Below are 23121 nucleotides of genomic sequence, written 5' to 3'. Positions count from 1 at the left end.
CTACATGCAACTGCCTGCTCACCCAGAAGCTTTCCCTCTTTGCGCACAGCAAGGCGCCGTGCTCAGCCGCCAGGACCGTCTCGGTCGGCCGTTGAACGCCTTGGTCCGTGTGTCTATCGCTGGCGTTTGCCAGCCGTCACGGCTGCAGGCCGTGCTCGATGAGCTGCAACAGCGCCATGAAGTCCTGCGTACTCGCTACCTGCGGATCGACGGCTTGCGCCGCCCGGTGCAGGCGGTGGCGCAGGAGGTTCGGTCGCCGTTGTATCCGGCGCTGGCGGGGGAAGCCGGCGAGGTGGTGCGCCGAGCGCTGGAGCAGGTGGCGTTCGCCGCCGCCGTGGTGCAAGAGGCCAGTGATGCCAATGGCTTCGTGGTGGTGCTTGGCGCGTCCCTGGCCAGCGTCGATGCCCAGGCCTTGCAGCAATTGGCCGAGGAGCTGCGACAAGGCTACAGCAGCCACTTGCCGGCCGCCGATGAGGAGGCCCTGCAGTACATTGACTACGCCACCTGGCAAGGTGAACTGGTGGCTGCCGACCTCGGTGCGCAAGGCGCGAGCTATTGGCGCGGGGTGCAACAGACAGCGTTGCCACGCGGGCCGTTGCCGTTCGAACGAGACGTGCAGGCCAGCCGGGTCGAGCAGTTGCGGGTGCCTGCAGACGAATTGCTGCAGGACTTGGACCAGCGCGCCGCAGCGCTGGGGATGCCGGCCGACGACCTGCTGCTGTGCCTCTGGGGTGGTTTCCTGTGTCGCTTGACCGAGCAGCCACAGGTAAACCTGACGGTGACCCTGGAGGGGCGCAACGAGCAGGTGCAAGGAATCCTCGGCCGCTTCGAGCGTCGTCTGCCAATCAACCTGGTGTATGCCGCCGATGCCAGCCTGGCGCGTACGCTGGAGGATCTGCGTGGGCGCCTGGACGAGGCCCGCTCGTGGCTGGAATGCCTGGATGAAGGTGCCGTGGCCGGGCTCGACAGCGACGGCGGCTTTGGCTTCAGCGCTGAGTGCCGGCAGGTGGCGGGCGTCGAGGTGGAGCTCGATGCCTATGAATTGCCATTGCTGAGCCTGGGCCGGGAAGGCCGGATGCTGCGCCTGGAACATGCCGCCGAGCGCTTCGAACCCGCAGTGGCGGCGCTGTGGCTGGAGCAGTTTGGAGTCTTTGCTGGTTATGCGCTGACCGATCTCGAGCAGCGCCTGGCCCAGGTCGACCTGCTGGGCGCCGCGGAGCGGACGCGCATCGCCGCCTTCGAACTGGGCCCGGACATGCCCCTGGCATCGCCGGGGCTGTTGCACCGTCTGTTCGAGGCGCAAGTTGCGCGCAAGCACAACCAACTGGCGGCGCGCCAAGGCGACGAGACCCTCGATTACGCCACGCTGGAGCAGCGTGCCAACCAACTCGCCCATGCCTTGCAGGCCGTGGGCGTGGGGCGTGAGCGGATCGTCGGGGTGTATGCACGGCGTTCACTGTCCGCCCTGGTGGCGATGCTGGGGATCCTCAAGGCCGGTGGCACCTATCTGCCGCTGGACCCGGACTACCCGGCCGAGCGCCTGGGTTTCATGCTCGCCGATGCCGGCGCGTCGTGCCTGCTGAGCCTGGACCCCCTCGACAGCGAACTGCGCCTGCCAGCCGGGCTGGCGGTGCTGTCCCTGGCATCGGACTCGGTCATCTGGCAGGGGCCGAACGCACCTGTGCCAGTGACGGTGAGCGGCGATGACCTGGCTTATGTCATCTATACCTCTGGCTCCACCGGCACGCCCAAGGGCGTTGCCGTCAGCCATGCCAACGCACTGGCCTCGACCCTGGCACGGTTCGTCCACTACCAGGCTGCGGTGGAGTCGTTCCTCTTGCTCTCGTCGTTGTCGTTCGACAGCTCTGTCGCCGGGCTTTTCTGGACCCTGGGCCAGGGTGGCTGCCTGCACCTGCCGACACCTGGGCAAGCCAAGGACCCGCGCGCCATAGCGCAACTGCTGGGTGAACAGCGGATTTCCCACTACCTGGCATTGCCCGGCCTGCACGGCGAAGTGCTGGAACACTTGGGCGAGCAGCGCCTGCGCGTGGTGGTGGTCGCCGGCGAGGCGTGCACGCCGGCCTTGGTCGCGCGGCATTCCCAGCGACTGCCCGACACCTTGTTGAGCAACGAGTACGGGCCGACCGAAGGCAGCGTCTGGTGCAGCGCCTGGAACGCCGACCTGGGGCCGGTGACCATCGGCCGCCCGGCACCGGGAATGCGCATGCTGCTGCTGGACGCCCAGCTGGAGCCGGTGCCGATCGGCCAGATTGGCCAGCTGTATGTCGCAGGGCCGGGGGTCACCCGTGGCTACCTGGATCGCCCGGCACTGACCGCTGAACGCTACCCGACGCTCGCCGATGGCAGTCGCGGCTACTGCACCGGCGACCTGGCGCGCTGGCGCACCGACGGCCAGTTGGAGTTCCTCGGGCGAATCGACGCCCAGGTGAAGATTCGCGGGTTCCGCATCGAGCCCGGCGAAGTGGAAGCCGTGTTGGCGGGTTGTGCAGGGGTCAGCGAGGCGGCGGTGGTGGTTCGTGAAACGGCCAGTGGCGCGCAATTGCTGGCGTTTGTGGTGGCCCGCGTACAGGGCGCCGAGGAACCGCTTGCCGAGCGCCTGTTGGCCCAACTGGCACAGCGGCTGCCGGCGCACCTGATTCCAAGCGCTGTGCACCAACTGGAACGCCTGCCGTTGATGCCCAACGGCAAGGTAGACCGCCGCGCGCTGTCGGCCGAAGCGGTCGTCGAGCAGGCCTACCAGGCACCGCAGACTGAACTGCAACGCATCCTCGCCGGTGTCTGGCAGGACGCGCTGGGGGTTGAGCGGGTCGGCCTGCAAGACAACTTCTTCGCCCTCGGCGGTCACTCGCTGCTGGCCACCCGCTTGCGCGCGCGCCTGGCGGAACAACTGGGCATCGAACTGCCGTTACGGCTGTTCTTCGAGGGCGAAACCCTCGAGCGTTTCAGCGCCAAGGTCGCCCAATTGCAACAAGCCCCCGGCAATGACCTGGATGCGCTGGAAAATCTGTTTGCCGAAGTGGAGGCACCATGACTGTCGCCGATCGTTTGCTCGCCCTGGCCCGGCGCTTCGCCGAACTCGACCCGGCCGCGCGTCGCCAGCTGGGTGAGAAGCTCAAGTCCCAGGGCATGAGCATTGAAAGCCTGCCGATTCCACCGCGCCCGGACAATGCTTCAGCACTGGCGGCGTCCTATGCGCAGCGTCGCTTGTGGACTCTTTGGCAACTGGACCGGGAGTCTGCCGCCTATAACCAGGCAGGCGTGCTGCACCTGCAAGGTGAGCTGGACGAGGTGGCATTGCAGGCGGCGCTCCACAGCCTGGTCGCCCGCCATGAAATCCTGCGTACCCGCTTTGCCGAGGTCGACGGCGAGCTGTCGCAAGTGATCCAGGCCCCCGTAGCGCAGGCCTGGCCAGTCCTCGATCTGCGCGCCATGGCCGATCCTGATGCGGCCCTGGCCACGGCCTTGCAAGACGCTGCCGGGCAAGCGTTTGACCTCTATCAAGGGCCGTTGCTGCAGTTCACCCTGGTACGTTTGGGCGAGCAGCGTCACGCCTTGTTGCTGGCGTTGCACCACATCATTTCCGATGGCTGGTCGATGCAGATCCTGCTCGGCGAACTCGCGCAGGGCTATGCCGCCTACCTGCAGGGGCAGGCCCCGCAGTTGGCGGATTTGCCAGTGCAATATGCCGACTACGCGCTGTGGCAACGCAATTGGCTGGAAGCCGGCGAGGGCGAGCGCCAACTGGCCTATTGGCGCCAGACCCTGGGCGAGCGTCCGCCGATCCTCGAACTGCCGGCCGATCATGCGCGACCGGCGCAAATGAGTTTTCGCGGCGCGAGCCTTGGCTTTGAACTGGAACCGGCACTGAGCGCGCGCCTCAAGGCGCTGGCCGCTGCCAGTGGTTGCAGCGTGTTCATGCTGTTGCTGGCCGCCTTCAAGGTCCTGCTGCACCGTTATACGGCGCAACAGGAACTGCTGGTGGGGGTACCGGTGGCCAACCGTCAGCGCCAGGAAGTCCAGGGGCTGATCGGCTTTTTCGTCAATACCCAGGTGTTGCGCAGCGAGCTGCAGCCGCGCCTGGCGTTCCGCTCCGTGCTCGACGCGGTCCGGCAGACGGTCATCGCCGCCCAGGACTGCCAGGACCTGCCGTTCGAGGAACTGGTGGACGCCCTCGGTGTGGAGCGCAGCCTGAGCCGCAACCCGCTGTTCCAGGTGATGTTCAATCACGAGCAGCGCAGCACTGCCGAACTCTCCGGCATGCCCGGCGTGCAGGCCCGGCTGCAGGTGGCTACGCCGCAGATGGCCAAGTTCGACCTCAGCCTCGATACCGAGGAAGACGCCAATGGCGTGCTCAGCGGCGCCTTCACCTATGCCACCGACTTGTTCGATGCCGCGCGGATCGAGCGCATGCGCGGGCATTTCCTGCGTCTGTTGCACGACTGCGCCGAGCGTCCTGACGCGGCGATCGGCGACCTGACGCTGCTTGACGCCGATGAGCGCCAGCAGGTGCTGGATGGCTGGAACGCCACCGCGGTCGATTACGCTCAGCCGCAATGCCTGCAGGTGTTGCTGCAGGCGCAGGCGCTCGCTACACCCGAGGCTACGGCGCTGATCGTCGGCGATCGGCAACTTAGCTACGGCGAACTCAACGCTGCCGCCAACCGCCTGGCGCATTACCTGCGCTCGCGCGGCGTCGGTCCGGAGCAACTGGTCGGGGTGTTCGCCGAGCGTTCGCTGGAGATGGTGGTCGGCCTGCTCGCCGTGCTCAAGGCCGGCGCTGCCTACTTGCCGCTGGAGCCGGACCAGCCTGACCAGCGCCTCGCCTACATGCTTGAGGACAGCGGCGCCACACTGCTGCTGACCCAGGAGCATCTGCTGGCGCGCCTGCCAGCCAGCGATCGCCAGGTGCTGTGTCTGGACCGCGATGCTGCGCTATTTTCCGAGTACCCGGTGGATGACCCGGACCTGCTCAATCACCCCGACCAGCTCGCCTATAGCATCTACACCTCCGGCACCACCGGCCGGCCAAAAGGGGCGGGCAACAGTCACGCCGCGCTGTGCAACCGCCTGCAATGGATGCAGGCCACTTTTGCCCTCGATCAGCACGACCGGGTGCTGCAAAAGACGCCGTTTGGTTTCGACGTATCGGTGTGGGAGTTCTTCTGGCCGCTGATGACCGGCGCGACCCTGGTCATGGCCGCTCCCGGCGCCCATCGCGATCCGGCCGAGCTCAAGGCGATCATCGCCGGGCACGGCATCAGCGTCCTGCACTTCGTGCCGTCCATGCTGCAAGCCTACCTGGCCACCGAGTCCCTGGCTGACTGTCCGCGCTTGCGCCTGGTGATGTGCAGCGGCGAAGCCTTGCCCGTGGACCTGCAACAGCGCTTCCTGGCTCAAAGCAGCGCCGGCCTGCACAACCTTTATGGCCCCACCGAGGCGGCCATCGACGTCAGCCACTGGGCTTGCCATGACACCCCGGACCTGCACAGCGTGCCGATTGGCCGGCCGATCGCCAACCTGCGCCTGTACGTGCTCGATGGGCAATTGTTGCCGGTCGCCCAAGGCGTGCCGGGCGAGCTGTACATCGGCGGTGTTGGCCTGGCTCGGGGTTACCTGGGACGTCCCGGGCTGACTGCCGAGCGCTTTATCGCCGATCCGTTCGGCCAGGGCAGCCGGCTGTACCGTACCGGTGACCTGGCGCGCTGGCGTGACGATGGTGCGATCGAATACCTGGGACGTATCGACCACCAGGTAAAAATCCGTGGCTTGCGCATCGAGCTGGGGGAGATCCAGGCGCGTCTGCTGGAACACCCAGCGGTCAGCGAAGCGGTGGTGGTAGTGGCGCAAGCGACAGCCGGCAGCAAGCAATTGCTCGGCTATGTGGTCGCGGCTGCCGACGACGGCCTGGCAGACGCCCTGCGTCTGCGCTTGGGTGAAGCACTGCCGGAGTACATGGTGCCGGCGCAGATCATCGTGTTGGCGCAGATGCCCTTGAGCGCCAACGGCAAGCTCGACCGCAAGGCCTTGCCGGAGCCGGTGCGCAAGGTCCGCACCCTGGACGCGCCACAAGGGCCGGTGGAGCAGGCGCTGGCGACGATCTGGAGCCAGTTGCTGGGTGTCGATGAGATCGACGCCCAGGATAATTTTTTCGAACTCGGTGGCGACTCCATCATCGCCATCCAGGTCGCCAGCCGCGCCCGGTTGGCCGGCTGGCAGGTCGGTCCGCGGGATCTGTTTCGCCACCAGACCCTGCGCCAACTGGCACAGGTGGCCACGGCCCTGGGCCAGCAACGCGAAGGGGCTGCACGCCCGGAGCCGGGCGTTATCGCCCTGACGCCAGTACAGCAAAGGTTCTTCGCCACGCCCATGGTCCAGCGTCAGCATTGGAACCAGTCGTTGTTGCTGACCGTGGCAACGCCGCTGGCGGTGGCGCAACTGGAAAAGGCGCTCACTACCCTGGTTGCTCATCACGATGCCTTGAACCTGCGTTGGCATCAGGAGCCCGCGGGCACCTGGCATGGCGCCTACGCGGCGCCCACCGGGGTCGAGGTCTGGAGCCGCGAGGCGGCGGATGCCGACGCCCTGGCGCTGCTCGTCAACCAGGCGCAACGCAGCCTGGACCTGGCGCACGGCCCACTGTTGCGGGCCGTGTTGATCGACCTGCAAGGCGCTGGCCAACGCCTGTTCCTGGCGATTCATCACCTGGTCGTGGACGGCGTTTCCTGGCGCATCCTGCTCGAAGACCTGCAGCAATTGCTGGCCGATAGCACTGCGGCGTTGCCGCGGCGCAGCCATGCCTTCGGTGAGTGGACGGGTTTTCTGGCGCAGCGCGCGCAGCACAGCGAGGTGCTGGCGCAGTTGCCCTGGTGGCTGGCACAGCTGGGCGAAGCTGCGGCCAGCTTCCCGGGGGCGCGCCACGCTGGCCCGGCCGCGGTCAGTGAGGCCGTGACGCTGGCCTTGGAGTTGGACCAGACCCAGACCCGCCAACTGCTGCGCGATGCCCCGGCGGCCTATCGCACCCAGGTCAACGACCTGCTGCTGTGTGCCCTGGCCCGGGCCTGGTGGCGCTGGAGCGAACAGGGCGAACTGTTGGTGGAGCTGGAAAGCCATGGCCGCGAGGAACATCTGGCTAACCTGGACCTGAGTCGGACCGTCGGCTGGTTCACTTCTACCTATCCTGTGCGGCTCCAGGCCGGCGCTGACCTGGGCCAATCGCTCAAGGCCACCAAGGAACAACTGCGTCGGGTGCCGGACGGCGGCCTGGGCTTCGGCCTGCTGCAACAGTTGGCACCCGCGCAGGTGCGGGCGCAGTTGGCGGCGCGGCCGGTGCCGCGTATCACCTTCAACTATCTGGGCCAGTTCGATACCAGCTTTGACGCTGGCCTGCTGCGCCGTGCGACGGAGCCTTGCGCAGACAGCCTGGACCCGGCGGCGCCGTTGTCCAATTGGCTGTCGATCGACGGCGGGGTGAACGACGGTCGCCTGCAGTTGGCCTGGACCTTCAGCCCACAGCAACTCGACGCCCAGCGGTTGGCCGAACTGGTGGCACTGTATGAGGCCGAACTGTTGGCGCTGGTCGCCCATTGCCTGACGCCAGGCGTCGGCGGTGCGACGCCGTCGGACTTCCCCTTGGCGACCCTTGACCAAGCGCAACTGGATGCCCTGGAGCTGCCGCTGAGCCAGGTTGAAGACCTCTACCCGCTGTCGCCGATGCAGCACGGCATGCTGTTCCACAGCCTGTATCAACCGGGCGATGGCAGCTACATCAACCAGGTGCGCATGGATGCCGAAGGCCTCGATCCGCAGCGTCTGCGTGCCGCCTGGCAAGCGTCCCTGGACAGCCATGGCGTGCTGCGCAGTGGATTTGTCAGTCCGGCGGGCGGGGTGCCGTTGCAGGTCATCATGGGTGCTGTCGCGCTGGACTGGAGTGAGGCCGAGGCGGGCGATATCGAAGCCCTCGCCGAGGCCGAGCGCCGTCCCTTCGACCTGCTGCGTCCACCCTTGATGCGGCTGCTGCTGGTGCAGACCGGCACCGACCGGCATCACTTGATCTGGACCTGCCATCACTTGCTGCTCGACGGCTGGAGCCAGGCCCAGTTGTTCGCCGAGGTGATGCAGTGCTATGCCGGGCAAGCGCTGCCGACCCCCGTGGGGCGCTATCGTGACTATATCGCCTGGTTGGCCGGCAACCCTGCGGCCGCCAGCGAGCGCTTCTGGCGCGAGCAGTTGGCGCCGCTGCAGTCGCCCACCTCGCTGGCGGCGGCTATTGCCCTGGAAAATCCCGGGCAAGGCACCGCCGAGCATCGCTCGCAGCTGTCCAGCGCGACCAGCGAGCGGCTGCGCCAATTCGCCCGCCAGCGCAAGGTCACCCTCAGCAGTCTGCTGCAGGCTGCCTGGCTGTTGCTGCTGCAGCGCTACACCGGCCAGGCGTGCGTGGCCTTCGGCGCCACTGTCGCCGGGCGTCCGGCCGAGTTGCCGGGGATCGAGCAGCAACTGGGGCTGTTCATCAATACCTTGCCGGTGGTTGCCAGCCCGCACCCACAGCTCACCGTCGGCCAATGGCTGGACCACGTCCAGGCTTTGGGCCTGGCGGTGCGCGAGCATGAACACTCGGCGCTGTATGACATTCAACGCTGGGCCGGGCAGGGCGGGCAGAGCCTGTTCGAGCAGATCCTGGTGTTCGAGAACTACCCGCTCGACAGCGCGTTGTTGAGTGGCCAGGGCGACGGCCCACGGTTCTCCAATCTGCTCAGCCGCGAGCAGGGCAATTACCCACTGATGCTGCTGGTCAACCAGGGCGACTCGTTGGCGTTCTGCTACAGCTATGACCGTGCCCGCTTCGATAGCGCGGCGATCGAGCGCCTCGACGGCCACCTGCAGCAGCTGTTGCTGGCGATCAGCGAGGACGCCAGCCTGCGTTTGGGGCAACTGCCGTTGTTGGGCGTCAGCGAACGGGCAGCAGTATTGGCTGCAGGCGCTGCTCACAAGCACGGGGTGGCCGATTTCGATCTGGTGCAACAATTCCAGCGCCAGGCCGCCCGTGTGCCGCAGGCGATTGCGCTGCGCCAGGCGCAACTGTGCCTGAGCTACGCCGAACTGAATCGCCAGGCCAACCGCTTGGCCCATCGCCTGCAAGCCGCGGGCGTGGGTCCGGATGTGTTGGTGGGCGTGTGCCTGGAGCGCGGGCCGCAGCTCCTGGTGGCGTTGCTGGCCGTGCTCAAGGCCGGCGGCGCCTACGTGCCGCTGGACCCTGAGTTCCCGGCCGAACGCTTGCGGCACATGCTCGATGACAGCGGCGCTGCGTTGTTGCTCAGCGAGACCGCGTTGCAATCCGCGCTGCAGGCGCTGGGCACGGTCGCCGAGTGTTGGTGGCTGGACCAACTGGACGAGCAAGGCCGCGACAGCAACCCAGCACCATTGGCCGGCGGCGAGCACTTGGCCTATGTGATCTACACCTCCGGTTCCACCGGCAAACCCAAGGGCGTGGCCGTGCGCCGTGCCGGGCTGGGCAACTTCCTGGCGAGCATGGCCCAGGCGCCGGGGCTGGAGCAGAACGGTCGATTGCTGGCCCTGACCTCGCTGTCGTTCGACATCGCGGTACTGGAGCTGTATTTGCCGCTGGTCAGTGGCGCCGGCGTGGTGCTGGTGGACCGCGACACCGCCCGTGATCCGGAGCGCCTGTGGGCGCAGATCGAACAACAGCAAGTGACCGCGATCCAGGCCACGCCTTCGACCTGGCGCATGCTCGCCGAGCATCCGAGCCTGCCCGCCCTGGCCGGCCGCCAGGTGCTGTGCGGTGGCGAAGCCTTGCCGGCCGATCTGGCGCGCAGCCTGAGCGCGGTCGCCGGTGGTTTGTGGAACCTGTATGGCCCGACCGAGACCACGGTGTGGTCCGCGCGTTACCGGCTGGACGCCGAACACCCGCAAGTGTTGCTCGGCGAAGCCCTGGCCAACACCGCGCTGCACGTCCTCGATGATGACCTTGAGCCGTTGCCGCTGGGAGTGGCCGGCGAGCTGTACATCGGCGGTGAAGGCCTGGCGCGGGGTTACCACGCCCGGCCGGCACTCACGGCCGAGCGTTTTGTCGCCGACCCATTTGGCGACGGCGCGCGGCTGTATCGCACTGGCGACCTGGTGCGCCGCCGCGCCGATGGTGCGCTGGAATACCTGGGCCGGATCGACCAGCAGGTGAAGATCCGTGGGTTCCGCATCGAGCTGGGCGAAATCGAAGCCTGCCTGCTGGCCGAGCCGGGGGTGCGCGAAGCGGCGGTAGTCGCGCGGTACAACCAGTTGATTGGTTACGTGGTGGCCGAGCCCGACGACGCCCTGTTGGGCCGGTTGCGTGAGCGCCTGCAAGCGCAACTGCCGGACTACATGGTGCCAGCGCGGTTGATGCGCCTGGAGCGCATGCCGCAGACGCCAAACCGCAAGCTCGATCGCAAGGCCTTGCCGGAGCCGGAGCTGGAAACCCGCGTGCATGTGCCGCCGCAAGGCGCGGTAGAAAACCTGCTGGCCGCGATCTGGCAAAGCGTGCTGAACGTGCCTCAGGTCAGTGCCGAGGACAACTTCTTCGAGCTGGGCGGCGACTCGATCGTCTCGGTGCAAGTGGTGGCGCGGGCCCGTGAAGCCGGGTTGGCTCTGACCCCGCGTGACCTGTTCGAGCAACAGACGGTACGCCGCCTGGCCTTGGTCGCCGGGCATCTGCTACCGCAGGCGGCACCACCGTTCGCCGGTGGCACTGGTCTGGGTTGGCTGGATGACGCCGCCTGGGCGCGGTTGCCGGTCAGCCGCGCGGCACTGGCAGATGCCTACTCCCTGTCGCCGATGCAGCAAGGCTTGCTGTTCCATGGCCTGAGCGACACCACCGCCGGCGTCTACGTCAACCAACTGGCATTCGACGTCGATGACCTCGATCCCCAGCGCTTGCGCCAGGCCTGGCAACAACTGATCGCGCGCCATCCGATCCTGCGCACCGCCTTTGCCTGGGATGGCCTGGATCAGCCCCTGCAACTGGTTTACCAGCAGGTCCCAGAGGCCTGGGAAGAGCACGACTGGCGTGGCCGCGATGTTAGCCCAGAGGCCCTGGCGGAGTTCGCCGAGCAACAGCGTGGCGTGGCATTCAGCTTTGACGTGCCCGTGTTGCAGCGGGTCCAGGTATTGCGCCTGGACGCCAATCGCTCCCGCTTGGTGTGGACGTACCACCATCTGCTGCTCGATGGCTGGAGCAGTGCGCGGATGATCGAGCAATGGCTGGGTCTGTATGTCGGTGAAGACACTGGCGCCCAGGCCGGCCGTTATGGCGACTACATCGACTGGCTGCAGCGCCAGGATCCGCTGCGTGGCGAAGCATTCTGGAAGGCCCGCACCGCGACACTCGATGCGCCGACCTTGCTCGCCGGGACCGCGACCGGGACCGCGCCGGCGTCGCAGCACCTGCTGGAGTTCAATCTGGAGGTCCAGGCGACCGACCGCCTGAAGGATTTTGCCCGCCGCCAACGGGTCACCCTCAATACCCTGGTGCAAGCGGCCTGGCTGCTGCTCCTGCAACGCCACAGCGGCCAGCGCGTGGTGTGCTGCGGCGTCACGCTGTCGGGGCGTCCGGCCGATCTGGCCGGCAGTGCCGAGATGCTTGGGCTGTTCATCAATACCTTGCCGCTGATCGCCGAGCCGCTGGTCCAGCAGCCGTTGGCTGACTGGCTCTTGCAGTTGCAGGGCGAGACCTTGCAGTTGCAAGAGCAGGCGCAGGCGCCGTTGTACGAGGTGCAGCGCTGGGCGGGCAGTGCCGGCCAGTCACTGTTCGACAGCTTGCTGGTGTTCGAGAACTACCCGGTGGACGCAGCCCTGCGCAGCCGTGCGATCCAGCGGCTGGGCATCGCTGGGGTGCACCAGCGCGAGTCCAGCCACTATCCGCTGACCCTCACGGTCAACCCGGGTGAGCAACTGCAAGTGGCCTTCGCGGCCCGTAGCGAGGCATTCAGCGAGGAATTCCTGGCACAACTGGCGGGGCACCTGGGTCAGTTACTGCGCGCGCTGCCGGGGGATCCACAGCGCTGCCTCGGCGAGCTGGCGATGCTTACGGCACAAGCCCGTGAGCGAGCCATCGACCGCGCTCGGCAAACCCCGGCGCTGGCGGAGGGGCTGAGCCTGCCGACGCTGTTCGCCGAGCAAGCGCGGCGCACGCCGTCTTTGCCGGCGGTCAGCGACGCCGCGGAAACGCTCGACTATGCCAGCCTCGATCAGGCCTCCACGCGCCTGGCCCAGCACCTGCTGGCCCATGGTGTGGGGCCGGCGACGTTGGTCGGGGTGTGCCTGGAGCGTCGGGCCCAGTTGCTGGTGACCTTGCTCGCCGTGCTCAAGGCCGGTGCTGCCTACGTGCCGCTGGACCCGGAATTCCCGGCTGAGCGCCTGCGCCACATGCTCGATGACAGTCAGGCGCGCTGGGTGTTGACCGACAGTGCGTTGCTCGAGCAACTGCCGCCAGCCACCCCCGGCCAGCAGCGCTGGTGCCTCGACCAACTGGACTTGCCGGCTGCCGAGCCGACCTCACAAGGTCTGCCGAGCATCGACCCGCAGCAACTGGCCTACATCATCTATACCTCGGGCTCCACCGGGCTGCCCAAGGGTGTCGCCGTGCACCACGGGGCACTGGCCAACTTCCTGTCGAGCATGGCCCAGGCTCCTGGCCTGGCAATCGGCGAAAAGGTCCTGGCGCTGACTTCGCTGTCCTTTGATATCGCGGCGCTGGAGCTTTACCTGCCACTGGTGTCGGGCGCTAGCGTGGTGATGGCCGATCGGCTGCTGGCCCGCGACGCCGGCCGCTTGCTGCAGTACATCGCCGACCAGGGCGTCGGCTGCGTGCAAGCCACGCCGTCGACTTGGCGGATGCTCAGTGAGCATCCGCAGTTCAGCGCCCTCAATGGGGTGCGCGCGTTGTGCGGCGGCGAGGCCTTGGCCAGCGATCTGGCGGCACGCCTGCAGACTGTGGTCGGTGAGTTGTGGAACCTCTATGGCCCGACCGAGACCACCATCTGGTCGGCGCGCATGCGCCTGGACCGTGATGCACCCCAGGTGCTGCTCGGTGAAGCCATCGCCGGCACCGCCTTGCATGTTCTCGACGAAAGCCTGGAGCCAGCGGCCGAAGGCGTGGCCGGTGAGCTGTACATCGGTGGCGTCGGCCTGGCCCGCGGGTATCACCGCCGTCCGGGCCTGACGGCCGAGCGTTTCATCGCGGCGCCCTTCGGCGCTGCTGGCGAGCGTTTGTACCGCACGGGCGACCTGGTGCGCTGGCGCGGCGCGGCGCTGGAGTACCTGGGGCGGATCGACCAGCAGGTGAAGATCCGCGGCTACCGCATCGAACTCGGTGAGATCGAAGCCTGCCTGCGCCGCTTCCAGGGCGTGCGCGAAGCCGCTGTGGTGGCGCGTCCCGGACCTGCCGGGAGCGTGCTGGTGGGCTACGTCGAAGCGGATGCGGCGCCTGAGCTGGCGGCACTGCTCAAGCAGCAACTGCAAGCGGCACTGCCGGATTACATGGTGCCGGCGCAGATCGTGGTGCTGGCGCGGATGCCGCATACGCCCAATGGCAAGCTCGATCGCAAAGCGTTGCCGGCGCCTGACTGGCAGGCACGCCAGCATGTCGAGCCGCGCACGGCGCAGGAGCGTCAGTTGGCGGCGATCTGGTGTGAGCTGCTGGGCCTGGAGCGCGTGGGCATCGACGACGATTTCTTCGAACTCGGCGGACATTCGTTGCTCTTGACCCGCCTGGTGTCGCGGATCCGCGAGACCTTTGGCCTCGATCTGCCGATTCATACGCTGTTCGACTACCCCAGCGTCGGCGCCCTTGCCGCACAGCTGGAACATGCACCTGCCGTCGCTGACGACGGGTTGCAGCTGGATTTCATGAATGATTTGCTGGAAGAACTGGAGCAGGCCGAATGAGTAGTGTCCTAGACCCCAAGGTAGCGGCGCAGGACCGTGAGTTTCAGGCCATCAGTGCGCGCCTGGCACAACTGCCGCAGGACAAGCAGCAACTGTTTCTCGCCAAACTGGCCGCCGCGGGCGTCAACCTGCGGCGTCTGCCGGTACCGGGCCTGGCGCGTGACGGGGCCCTGGCCCTGTCTGCCGCGCAGAGCCGGCAATGGTTCATCTGGAAACTCGATCCCCAGGCGCCGACCTACAACCTGCACCGCGCCGTGCGCCTGACCGGCAAGGTCAACCAGGAAGCTATCGGCAATGCATTGCGCGAGATCCTCGCGCGGCATGAAAACCTGCGCAGCCGTTTCCATGAGGTGGACGGCCAGCCGCACCTGTTGATCGAACCCAAGGTCGAACTGGACGTGGTTTACCAGGACCTCGCCGAGCTTGCAGCGCCAGCGCGTCAGGCGCGGGTCGACGAGCTGCACATGGCGTGCGCCATTACCCCTTATGACCTGGCCAACGGACCGTTGCTGCGCGTGACCTTGCTGCACCTGGCGGCCGATGAGCATCTGCTGTTGCTGGGGGTGCACCACATCGTCGCCGATGGCTGGTCGATGAACCTGCTGGTGGACGAGTTCACCCGTGGCTACAACGCCCATTGCCGGGGCGTGGCCGCTGAGTTGCCGGTGCTGACGGCACAGTACGCCGACTGCGCCGCATGGCAACGCAAGTTGCTGGCAGCGGGCGAGGGCGAGCGCCAGCTGGAATATTGGCTGCAACGCCTGGCCGGTGAGGCGCCGTCCCTGGAGCTGCCGTTCGACCACCAGCGTCCGGCGCGGCCCAGCGGCCAGGGCGCAGTGCTGTGCTTCGAGATCGAGCCGGCACTGGCCGGGCGCCTGCGCAAGGTGGCCCAGGCCCGTGGGGCGACGCTGTTCATGTTGCTGCTGGCGGCGTTCAAGGTGCAGTTGTATCGCTACAGCGGGCAGGGCGACCTGCGCGTCGGCGTGCCGATTGCGGGCCGGGGCAACAGTGAAAGCGAGCGCCTGATCGGCTTCTTCGTCAACACCCTGGTGATGCGCACCGCGCTGGATGGGCGTGAGTCCTTTGAAACCCTGTTGGCGCGTGTGCGCCAGGGCGCGCTGGCCGATCAGGCCAATCAGGACCTGCCATTCGAGCAATTGGTCGAGGCGCTGGCGCCGCAGCGCAGCCTCAGTCACAACCCGCTGTTCCAGGTGATCTATAACCACCAGTGGTACGACAGTGCGGCCCTGCAGACCCTGGACGGGGTGGTCATGCAATCGTTGCCGCCGGTCATGCGCGCGGTGGATTGCGATCTGGCGCTGGACACTGCCGAGGATTCCACCGGCCGCCTGTTGTGTGAACTGAGTTACGCCACCGATCTGTTCAGCGCGCCGCGTATCGAGCGCTGGCGCCGGCACTTCGAGGCGCTGCTGGAGCAGATTGCCGACCACCCGCAAGCGCGCCTGTGCGATTTCGATTTGCACGAGCCGGCGGCCTGGCAGCAGTTGTTAGCCTGGAACGCGCTGCCTGCCAGCATCCAGGACGAGCAACGGGTAGACCTGCGGATCGCCGAATGGGCGGTGCGTACCCCAGACGCCCCGGCCGTGCGTTGCGGCGAGCAGGTCCTGAGCTTTGCCGAGCTTGAGCGCGAGGCCAATCAACTGGCCTGCTACCTGCACGCCCGTGGTGTCGGTCCCGAGTGCCGGGTCGGTGTCGGCCTGCCACGTTCGCCACGGTTGCTGGTGGCGCTGCTGGCGGTGCTCAAGACCGGTGCGGCCTATGTGCCGCTCGACCTGGACTACCCGCAGGAGCGCCTGGTGTACCAGATCCGCGACGCCGGCCTGGCCTGGTTGCTGGGCGACAGCCGTGACCCACGCCGGGCGCCGCTGCCCGAAGGGGTCGAGCGCCTGGACCTGGACCTGCTGGACCTGACGCGCGAGCCTGACCTGGCGCCGCCGGTCACCCCCCATGCGCACAACCTGGCGTATCTGATCTACACCTCCGGTTCCACCGGTTTGCCCAAGGGGGTAGCGGTGGCCCATGGTCCGCTGGCCATGCATTGCCGGACCATCGGCGCGCGCTACGAAATGACCCCGGCCGACCGTGAATTGCACTTCATGTCGTTCGCCTTCGACGGTGCCCACGAGCGCTGGCTGACGGCCCTGACCCACGGTGCCAGCCTGGTGCTGCGCGACGATAGCCTGTGGACGCCGGAGCAGACCTACCAGGCCATGGGCCGTTACGGGGTGACCATCGCGGCCTTCCCGCCAGCCTACCTGCAGCAGATTGCCGAACACGCCGAGGGCCGCGATGACGTGCCTGCGGTACGGGTCTACTGCTTTGGCGGGGACGCGGTCCCCCACGCCAGTTTCGAGCAAGTGCGCCAGGCCTTGCGCCCGGCGTGGATCATCAACGGCTACGGGCCGACCGAGACCGTGGTCACGCCTCTGATCTGGAAGGCCGGCCCGGCCGATCACTGCCAGGCCGGTTACGCGCCGATCGGCGACCGCGTCGGCGCACGCAGTGCCTGGGTCCTGGACGCTGACCTGAACCCAGTGTCGACAGGCGTGTGTGGCGAGCTTTACCTGGGTGGCGAAGGCCTGGCCCGGGGCTATTTCCAGCGTCCGGGGCTGACTGCCGAACGCTTCGTCGCCGACCCGTTCGGCGCGCCGGGCGCACGCCTGTATCGCACCGGCGACCTGGTGCGCCAGCGTGCCGACGGGATCCTCGATTACCTGGGCCGGGTCGACCATCAGATCAAGGTCCGTGGCTTTCGCATTGAGCCGGGGGAGATTGAAGCGCGCCTGCGTGCCGACGCCCGGGTGCGCGAGGCGCTGGTGGTGGCGCGCGAAACCCTCACCGGCAAGCAACTGGTGGCTTATGTAGCGGCTGACGATGAGCAGTTGGGCGCTGAACTGCGAGCGTCGCTGCGTGAACAACTGCCGGACTACATGGTGCCGGCGCGGATCATGGTGATGCCGCAGTTGCCGCGCAACGCCAACGGCAAGCTGGACCGCAATCAACTGCCCGAGCCGGTGTGGCAGGCAGACAGCGAAGGCTACCAGGCCCCGGAGGGCGAACACGAGCAACTGCTGGCGCAGATCTGGAGCGAAGTGCTCGGCCTGCCGCAAGTCGGCGCGCTCGATCATTTCTTCGAGCTAGGCGGCCATTCGCTGCTGGCGGTGCAAGTGGTGGCGCGCCTGAAGAAACGCCTGGGCCTGGAAGTGCCGGTGCGCCAGCTATTCGATACGCCGCGCTTGCGCGACCTGGCGGTGACCTTGGCCCAGCCCGCCAACGCCAGCGCCGCGCCGTCGTTGCACGCGTTGACGCATACCGACGGCGCACCGCTGTCGTTCAATCAGCAGCGCCTGTGGTTCCTGTGGAAACTGGCCCCCGAGAGTGCGGCCTACAACATTGCGGGTGGCCTGCGTTTACGCGGCACGCTGCGGGTGACCGCGCTGCAGGTGGCATTCGAGCAACTGCAGGCGCGCCATTCGGCGCTGCGCACGGTGTTCGAGGACGATGGCGAGCGGGTGTGCCAGCGGGTCATTGATGACCTGCCATTGGCGTTCAGCGAAGTCAGCCTGCAACACCTGGCGGCCGATGAGCGCGAAAGCCAGTTGGCCCAGCGCATGGCCGAGGAGGCGAGCTACGCCTTCGACCTGGCCGCTGGCCCGTTGATGCGGGTGTGCCTGGTGCGCCTGGCGGCAGAGGAACACGTGTTGCTGCTGACCCTGCACCACATCATTGCCGACGGTGCCTCGGTGAAACTGCTGCTGGAAGAATTTGCCAGCTGTTACCGCGCCCAGTGCGCCGGCGCGGTCCCACAGTTGCCAGGGTTGACCATCCAGTACGCCGACTTCGCCGTGTGGCAGCGGCAATGGCTGGACAGCGGCGAGTGCGCGCGACAGTTGGCGCACTGGTCGCGGCACCTGGGCCGCGAGCATCCGCTGCTTGAACTGCCCCTGGACCACCCACGTCCGGCGCAGCAGAGCTTTCGCGGCGACAGCTGCGAATTCGCCGTGCCGGCGGCACTGGCGCAGCAACTGCAGCGCCTGGCGCTGGAGCAGGGCAGTTCGCTGTTCATGCTGTTGCTGGCAGCTTTCGGTGTGTTGCTGATGCGCTACAGCGGTCAGCGCGACCTGCGGATCGGCGTGCCGATTGGCGGCCGTCAGCAAGAGGAAACCGAGGGCCTGGTGGGCTTCTTCGTCAACACCCAGGTATTGCGCCTGCAGATCGACGGCCAAGCCTCGTTCAGCCGGCTGCTGAGCCAGACCCGCGACGACGTGCTGGACGCCCAGGCCCACCAGGACCTGCCGTTCGAACAACTGGTCGAGGCCTTGCAGCCGCAACGCAGCCTCAGTCACAACCCGTTGTTCCAAGTGCTGTTCAATCACGATCGGGTCGACAGCCTGGCCAGCCTGGCACTGCCGGGGCTGACGGTCGAGGCGCTGGCCGGCGCCCGACGCAGCACCCAGTTCGACCTGGTGCTGGACACCCGCGAGTGCGCCGACGGTCAATTGCTCGGTAGCTTCGGCTATGCCAGCGACTTGTTCGAGCGTGCCACGGTGACACGCCTTGGCGGGCACTTCCTGCGCTTGCTGCAGGCGATCGCCCAGGCGCCAGAAGAGGCGGTGGAGCGCCTGCCGTTGCTCGCCTTCGAGGAGCGCGAGCAACTGCTGCAAGGCTGGAACGCCACCGAGCGCGACTACCGCCAGGTGCCGATGCTGCCGCAACTGATTAGTCACCAGGCCGAAAAAACTCCCCACGCCTGTGCGCTGGTCTACGGCGAGCGCCAGTTCACTTATGCCGAGCTTGAGGCACGGGCCAACCGCCTGGCCCACTGGCTGCGCAGCCAAGGGGTGGGTTGTGATGTGCGGGTCGGGGTGTTCGCCGAGCGCTCGGCAGAACTGGCCATCGCTTTGCTGGCGATCGTCAAGGCGGGCGGCGCCTATCTGCCGCTCGATCCGGACTACCCGGCCGATCGCCTGGCCTTCATGCTCGAGGACAGCCACGTGCCGTTGTTGCTCACCCAGCAGGCGCTGCTCGAGCGCTTGCCGGCGTGCAACGCGCCGGTGTGGTGCCTGGACCGCGACTGGGCGCAGACCGACGACCAGCCCGAGCACGCGCCCGCCATCGAGTATCCGCCGCAGAGCCTGGCCTACTGCATCTACACCTCCGGCTCCACGGGCCGGCCCAAAGGCGTGGGCAACCATCACGCGGGCCTGCTCAATCGCCTGCAATGGATGCAGGACGAGTATCGCCTGGATGGCGATGATCGGGTCCTGCAAAAAACCCCTTTCAGTTTCGACGTGTCGGTGTGGGAGTTCTTCTGGCCGTGGCTGGCCGGCGCCACACTGGTGCTCGCCGAGCCTGGCGCACACCGCGATCCGGCGCGCCTGCGCGAGGTGATTGTCGAACAGCGCATCAGCACGCTGCACTTCGTGCCGTCGATGCTCCAGGCGTTCGTTGCCGCCGGCGAGCTGGCGGCCTGTCGCGGGTTACGCCAGGTGATGTGCAGTGGCGAGGCACTGCCCCATGAGTTGCAGCAGCAATTCCAGGCGCAGCATCAGGCGGCGCTGCACAACCTTTATGGGCCGACCGAAGCGGCCATCGATGTCAGTTACTGGCATTGCGTCGACGAGCCGGGCCGGCACAGCGTGCCCATCGGCCGGCCGATCGCCAACACCCGCTTGATGATTCTCGACAGCCAGTTGCAGCCGGTGCCGGTGGGTGTCGCGGGCGAGCTGTACATCGCCGGCGCCAACCTGGCGCGGGGTTATCTGGGCCGAGCGGGGCTGACGGCTGAGCGGTTTGTCGCCGATCCGTTTGGCTCTGGGGGCGAGCGCATGTACCGCACCGGCGACCTGGCGCGTTGGCGCCCGGACGGGGTGATCGACTATGTCGGCCGGATCGACCATCAGGTCAAGCTGCGCGGCCTGCGTATCGAGCTGGGCGAGATCGAGGCGCGGCTGCTCGAGCATGGCGTGGTGCGCGAGGCGGTCGTGGTGGCCTGGCCGGGCGACGCGGGGGCGCAGTTGGTCGGTTATGTCACGCCTGACAGCCCGCAAGCCGACCCCCAAGGGTTGCTGGACGCGTTGCGCGAGCATCTGCGTGAGCACCTGCCGGACTACATGGTGCCGGCCCAGTTGCTGTACCTGGAGGCCATGCCGCTGAGCCCCAATGGCAAGCTTGACCGCAAGGCGCTGCCTGCGCCGCAATGGCAAGCGCGCAGCTACCAGGCCCCGCAAGGTGAGCGCGAAACGCTGCTGGCGGCGATCTGGCAAGCGGTGCTGGGGGTGCAGCAGGTTGGCCGCGACGACGATTTCTTCGAGATCGGCGGTCATTCGCTGCTGGCGGTGCGGATCATTTCGAAAATCCGTGAAGTGTTCGCCATCGAGTTGCCGCTGCGTTCGCTGTTCGATACGCCGAACGTCGCAGGGCTGGCCTTGGCCCTTGAGCGGAGCCGCAGCACCTCGGCCGATGGCCCGCAGCGTCGGCAACGCCCGGCCCGTGCGCCGTTGTCGTTTGCCCAGCAACGCATGTGGTTCCTCTGGCAACTGGACCCCGCCAGCGACGCCTACAACATGCCGGTGGCCCTGGAACTGGTGGGCGCGCTGGACCGGTTGGCCCTGGAACGCGCCTTCAGTGGCTTGCTCGAGCGCCACGAAGCGCTGCGCACCTGCTTCCCGAGCGAGGGCGGCGAGGTCTACCAGCAGGTGCTGCCGGCAAGCGGCTTCAGTCTGTCGTTCAGCGACCTGCGTGCCGCCGCCGATCCCCAGGCTGAGGCGGCAGCCTTGCGCGCGCAGCAGGCCCACGCCGGGTTCGACCTGGTCAAAGGCCCCTTGCTGCGCGGCCAGTTGCTGCGTTTGGGCGAGCAGCAGCACCACGTGCTGTTGACCTTGCACCATATGGTGGGTGATGGCTGGTCGATGGAGATCCTGGTCCGCGAGCTGGGCCAGCTGTATGCCGCCGAGTGTGCGGGGACTGACGCGGCATTGGCAGTCTTGCCGATCCAGTACATCGACTATGCCCTGTGGCAGCGCGACTGGCTGGCCGGCGGGGAGGGCAAGCGTCAGCTCGACTACTGGCAGGCGCAGTTGCAGGACGCGCCGCGCATCCTCGAATTGCCGGCCGATCACCCGCGTCCGGCGCAGCAGAGCAATCGTGGCGCGAGTGTCAGCGTCAGCCTGCCGGAGACGCTGGCGGCCAATCTGCTGCGTCAGGCGCAGGCCCATCACGTGACGCCATTCATGCTGTTGCTGGCAGCCTTCAATGTGTTGCTGCAACGCTTGAGCCGCCAGGATGACCTGTGTGTCGGGGTGCCGGTGGCCAACCGCTTGCGCGGCGAGTGCGAAGGCCTGATCGGCCTGTTCGTCAACATCCAGGTGCTGCGCACCCGCATCGATAGCGCGCAGCCGTTCAGCGCCCTGGTGCTGCAGGTACGCGACAGCGTGCTGGCGGCCCAGGCGCATCAGGACTTGCCATTCGAGCAACTGGTGGAAGCGCTGCAACCGCAACGCAGCCTCAGCCACAACCCGCTGTTCCAGGTGCTGTTCAGCCTGCAGCGGCACGACGTGGCGCTGCGCGATCAGTTGCCCGGGCTGCAGTTGTCGAGCCTGCCGGGCGAACGACGCACTGCGCAGGTTGATCTGGGGCTGTTTGTCGATCAGCGTGGCGAACAGCAGTTTGATTGCACCTTCAATTACGCCAGCGATCTGTTCGAGCGCGCCAGCATCGAGCGCCTGGCCGGGCATTTCCTGCAACTGCTTGAAGCCCTGCTGGCCGAGCCTGCCCGGGCACTGGGGCGGGCGCCACTGCTGGCTGCCAGCGAACGGTCGGCGGTACTCGCCGCCGGTGCTGCCCACGACCACGGGGTAACCGATTTTGACCTGGTGCAACAATTCCAGCGCCAGGCCGCCCGTGTGCCGCAGGCGATTGCGCTGCGCCAGGCAGATCTGTGCCTGAGCTACGCCGAACTGAATCGCCAGGCCAACCGCTTAGCCCATCGCCTGCAAGCCGCGGGCGTGGGTCTGGATGTGTTGGTGGGCGTGTGCCTGGAGCGCGGGCCACAGCTCCTGGTGGCCTTGCTGGCCGTGCTCAAGGCCGGCGGCGCCTATGTGCCGCTGGACCCTGAGTTCCCGGCCGAACGGCTGCGGCACATGCTCGATGACAGCGGCGCTGCGTTGCTGCTCAGCGAGACCTCGTTGCAGCCCGCGCTGCAGGCGCTGGGCACGGTCGCCGAGTGCTGGTGGCTGGATCAACTGGAGGAGCCAGGCCGCGACAGCAACCCAACACCGTTGGCCGGCGGCGAGCATTTGGCCTACGTGATCTACACCTCCGGCTCTACCGGCAAACCCAAGGGCGTGGCCGTGCGCCGTGCCGGGCTGGGCAACTTCCTGGCGAGCATGGCCCAGGCGCCGGGCTTGGAGCAGAGCGGTCGATTGCTGGCCCTGACCTCGTTGTCGTTCGACATCGCGGTCCTGGAGCTGTATTTGCCGCTGGTCAGTGGCGCCGGCGTGGTGCTGGTGGACCGCGACACCGCCCGTGATCCGGAGCGCCTGTGGGCGCAGATCGAACAACAGCAAGTGACCGCGATCCAGGCCACGCCTTCGACCTGGCGCATGCTCGCCGAGCATCCGAGCCTGCCCGCCCTGGCCGGCCGCCAGGTGCTGTGCGGTGGCGAAGCCTTGCCGGCCGATCTGGCGCGCAGCCTGAGCGCGGTCGCCGGTGGTTTGTGGAACCTGTATGGCCCGACCGAGACCACGGTGTGGTCGGCGCGTTACCGGCTGGACGCCGAACACCCGCAAGTGTTGCTCGGCGAAGCCCTGGCCAACACCGCGCTGCACGTCCTCGATGATGACCTTGAGCCGTTGCCGCCAGGCGTGGCCGGTGAGCTGTACATCGGCGGCGAAGGCCTGGCACGGGGTTACCACGCCCGGCCGGCACTCACGGCCGAGCGTTTTGTCGCCGACCCATTTGGCGACGGCGCGCGGCTGTACCGCACTGGCGACCTGGTGCGCCGCCGCGCCGATGGTGCGCTGGAATACCTGGGCCGGATCGACCAGCAGGTGAAGATCCGTGGGTTCCGCATCGAGCTGGGCGAAATCGAAGCCTGCCTGCTGGCCGAGCCGGGGGTGCGCGAAGCGGCGGTAGTCGCGCGGC

General features: G+C 67.3%; 3 protein-coding genes and 1 pseudogene. All 4 read left to right on the top strand.

The window, feature by feature from the left end; genetic code table 11:
- Positions 1-4 precede the first annotated feature (4 nt).
- Positions 5-3052, top strand: coding sequence for an amino acid adenylation domain-containing protein (locus CKW24_RS12375; protein WP_095168285.1), 3048 nt, complete (start codon positions 5-7; stop codon positions 3050-3052).
- A complete protein-coding gene (locus tag CKW24_RS12370; RefSeq protein ID WP_095168283.1) occupies positions 3049-13956 on the top strand; it encodes a non-ribosomal peptide synthetase in 10908 nt (3635 codons plus the stop codon). Before CKW24_RS12375 ends, CKW24_RS12370 begins: the two co-directional genes overlap by 4 nt.
- A pseudogene (locus CKW24_RS12365) lies at positions 13953-21734 on the top strand (amino acid adenylation domain-containing protein); the annotation flags it as partial. The gene CKW24_RS12370 and the pseudogene CKW24_RS12365, both read left to right, overlap by 4 nt.
- A gap of 117 nt (positions 21735-21851) precedes the next feature.
- On the top strand, positions 21852-23121 hold a 1270-nt coding region (locus CKW24_RS28640), incomplete at its 3' end, for an amino acid adenylation domain-containing protein (protein WP_371917587.1).

The sequence above is a fragment of the Pseudomonas sp. Irchel 3H3 genome (assembly GCF_900187635.1).
In the GTDB taxonomy this organism is placed as follows: Bacteria; Pseudomonadota; Gammaproteobacteria; order Pseudomonadales; family Pseudomonadaceae; genus Aquipseudomonas.
This window is presented reverse-complemented; position numbering and strand designations above follow the sequence as displayed.

Excerpts from the sequence above, each read along its gene's own strand:
- CKW24_RS12375 (WP_095168285.1), top strand. The coding sequence starts at position 5 with ATGCAACTGCCTGCTCACCCAGAAGCTTTCCCTCTTTGCGCACAGCAA.
- CKW24_RS12370 (WP_095168283.1), top strand. The coding sequence starts at position 3,049 with ATGACTGTCGCCGATCGTTTGCTCGCCCTGGCCCGGCGCTTCGCCGAA.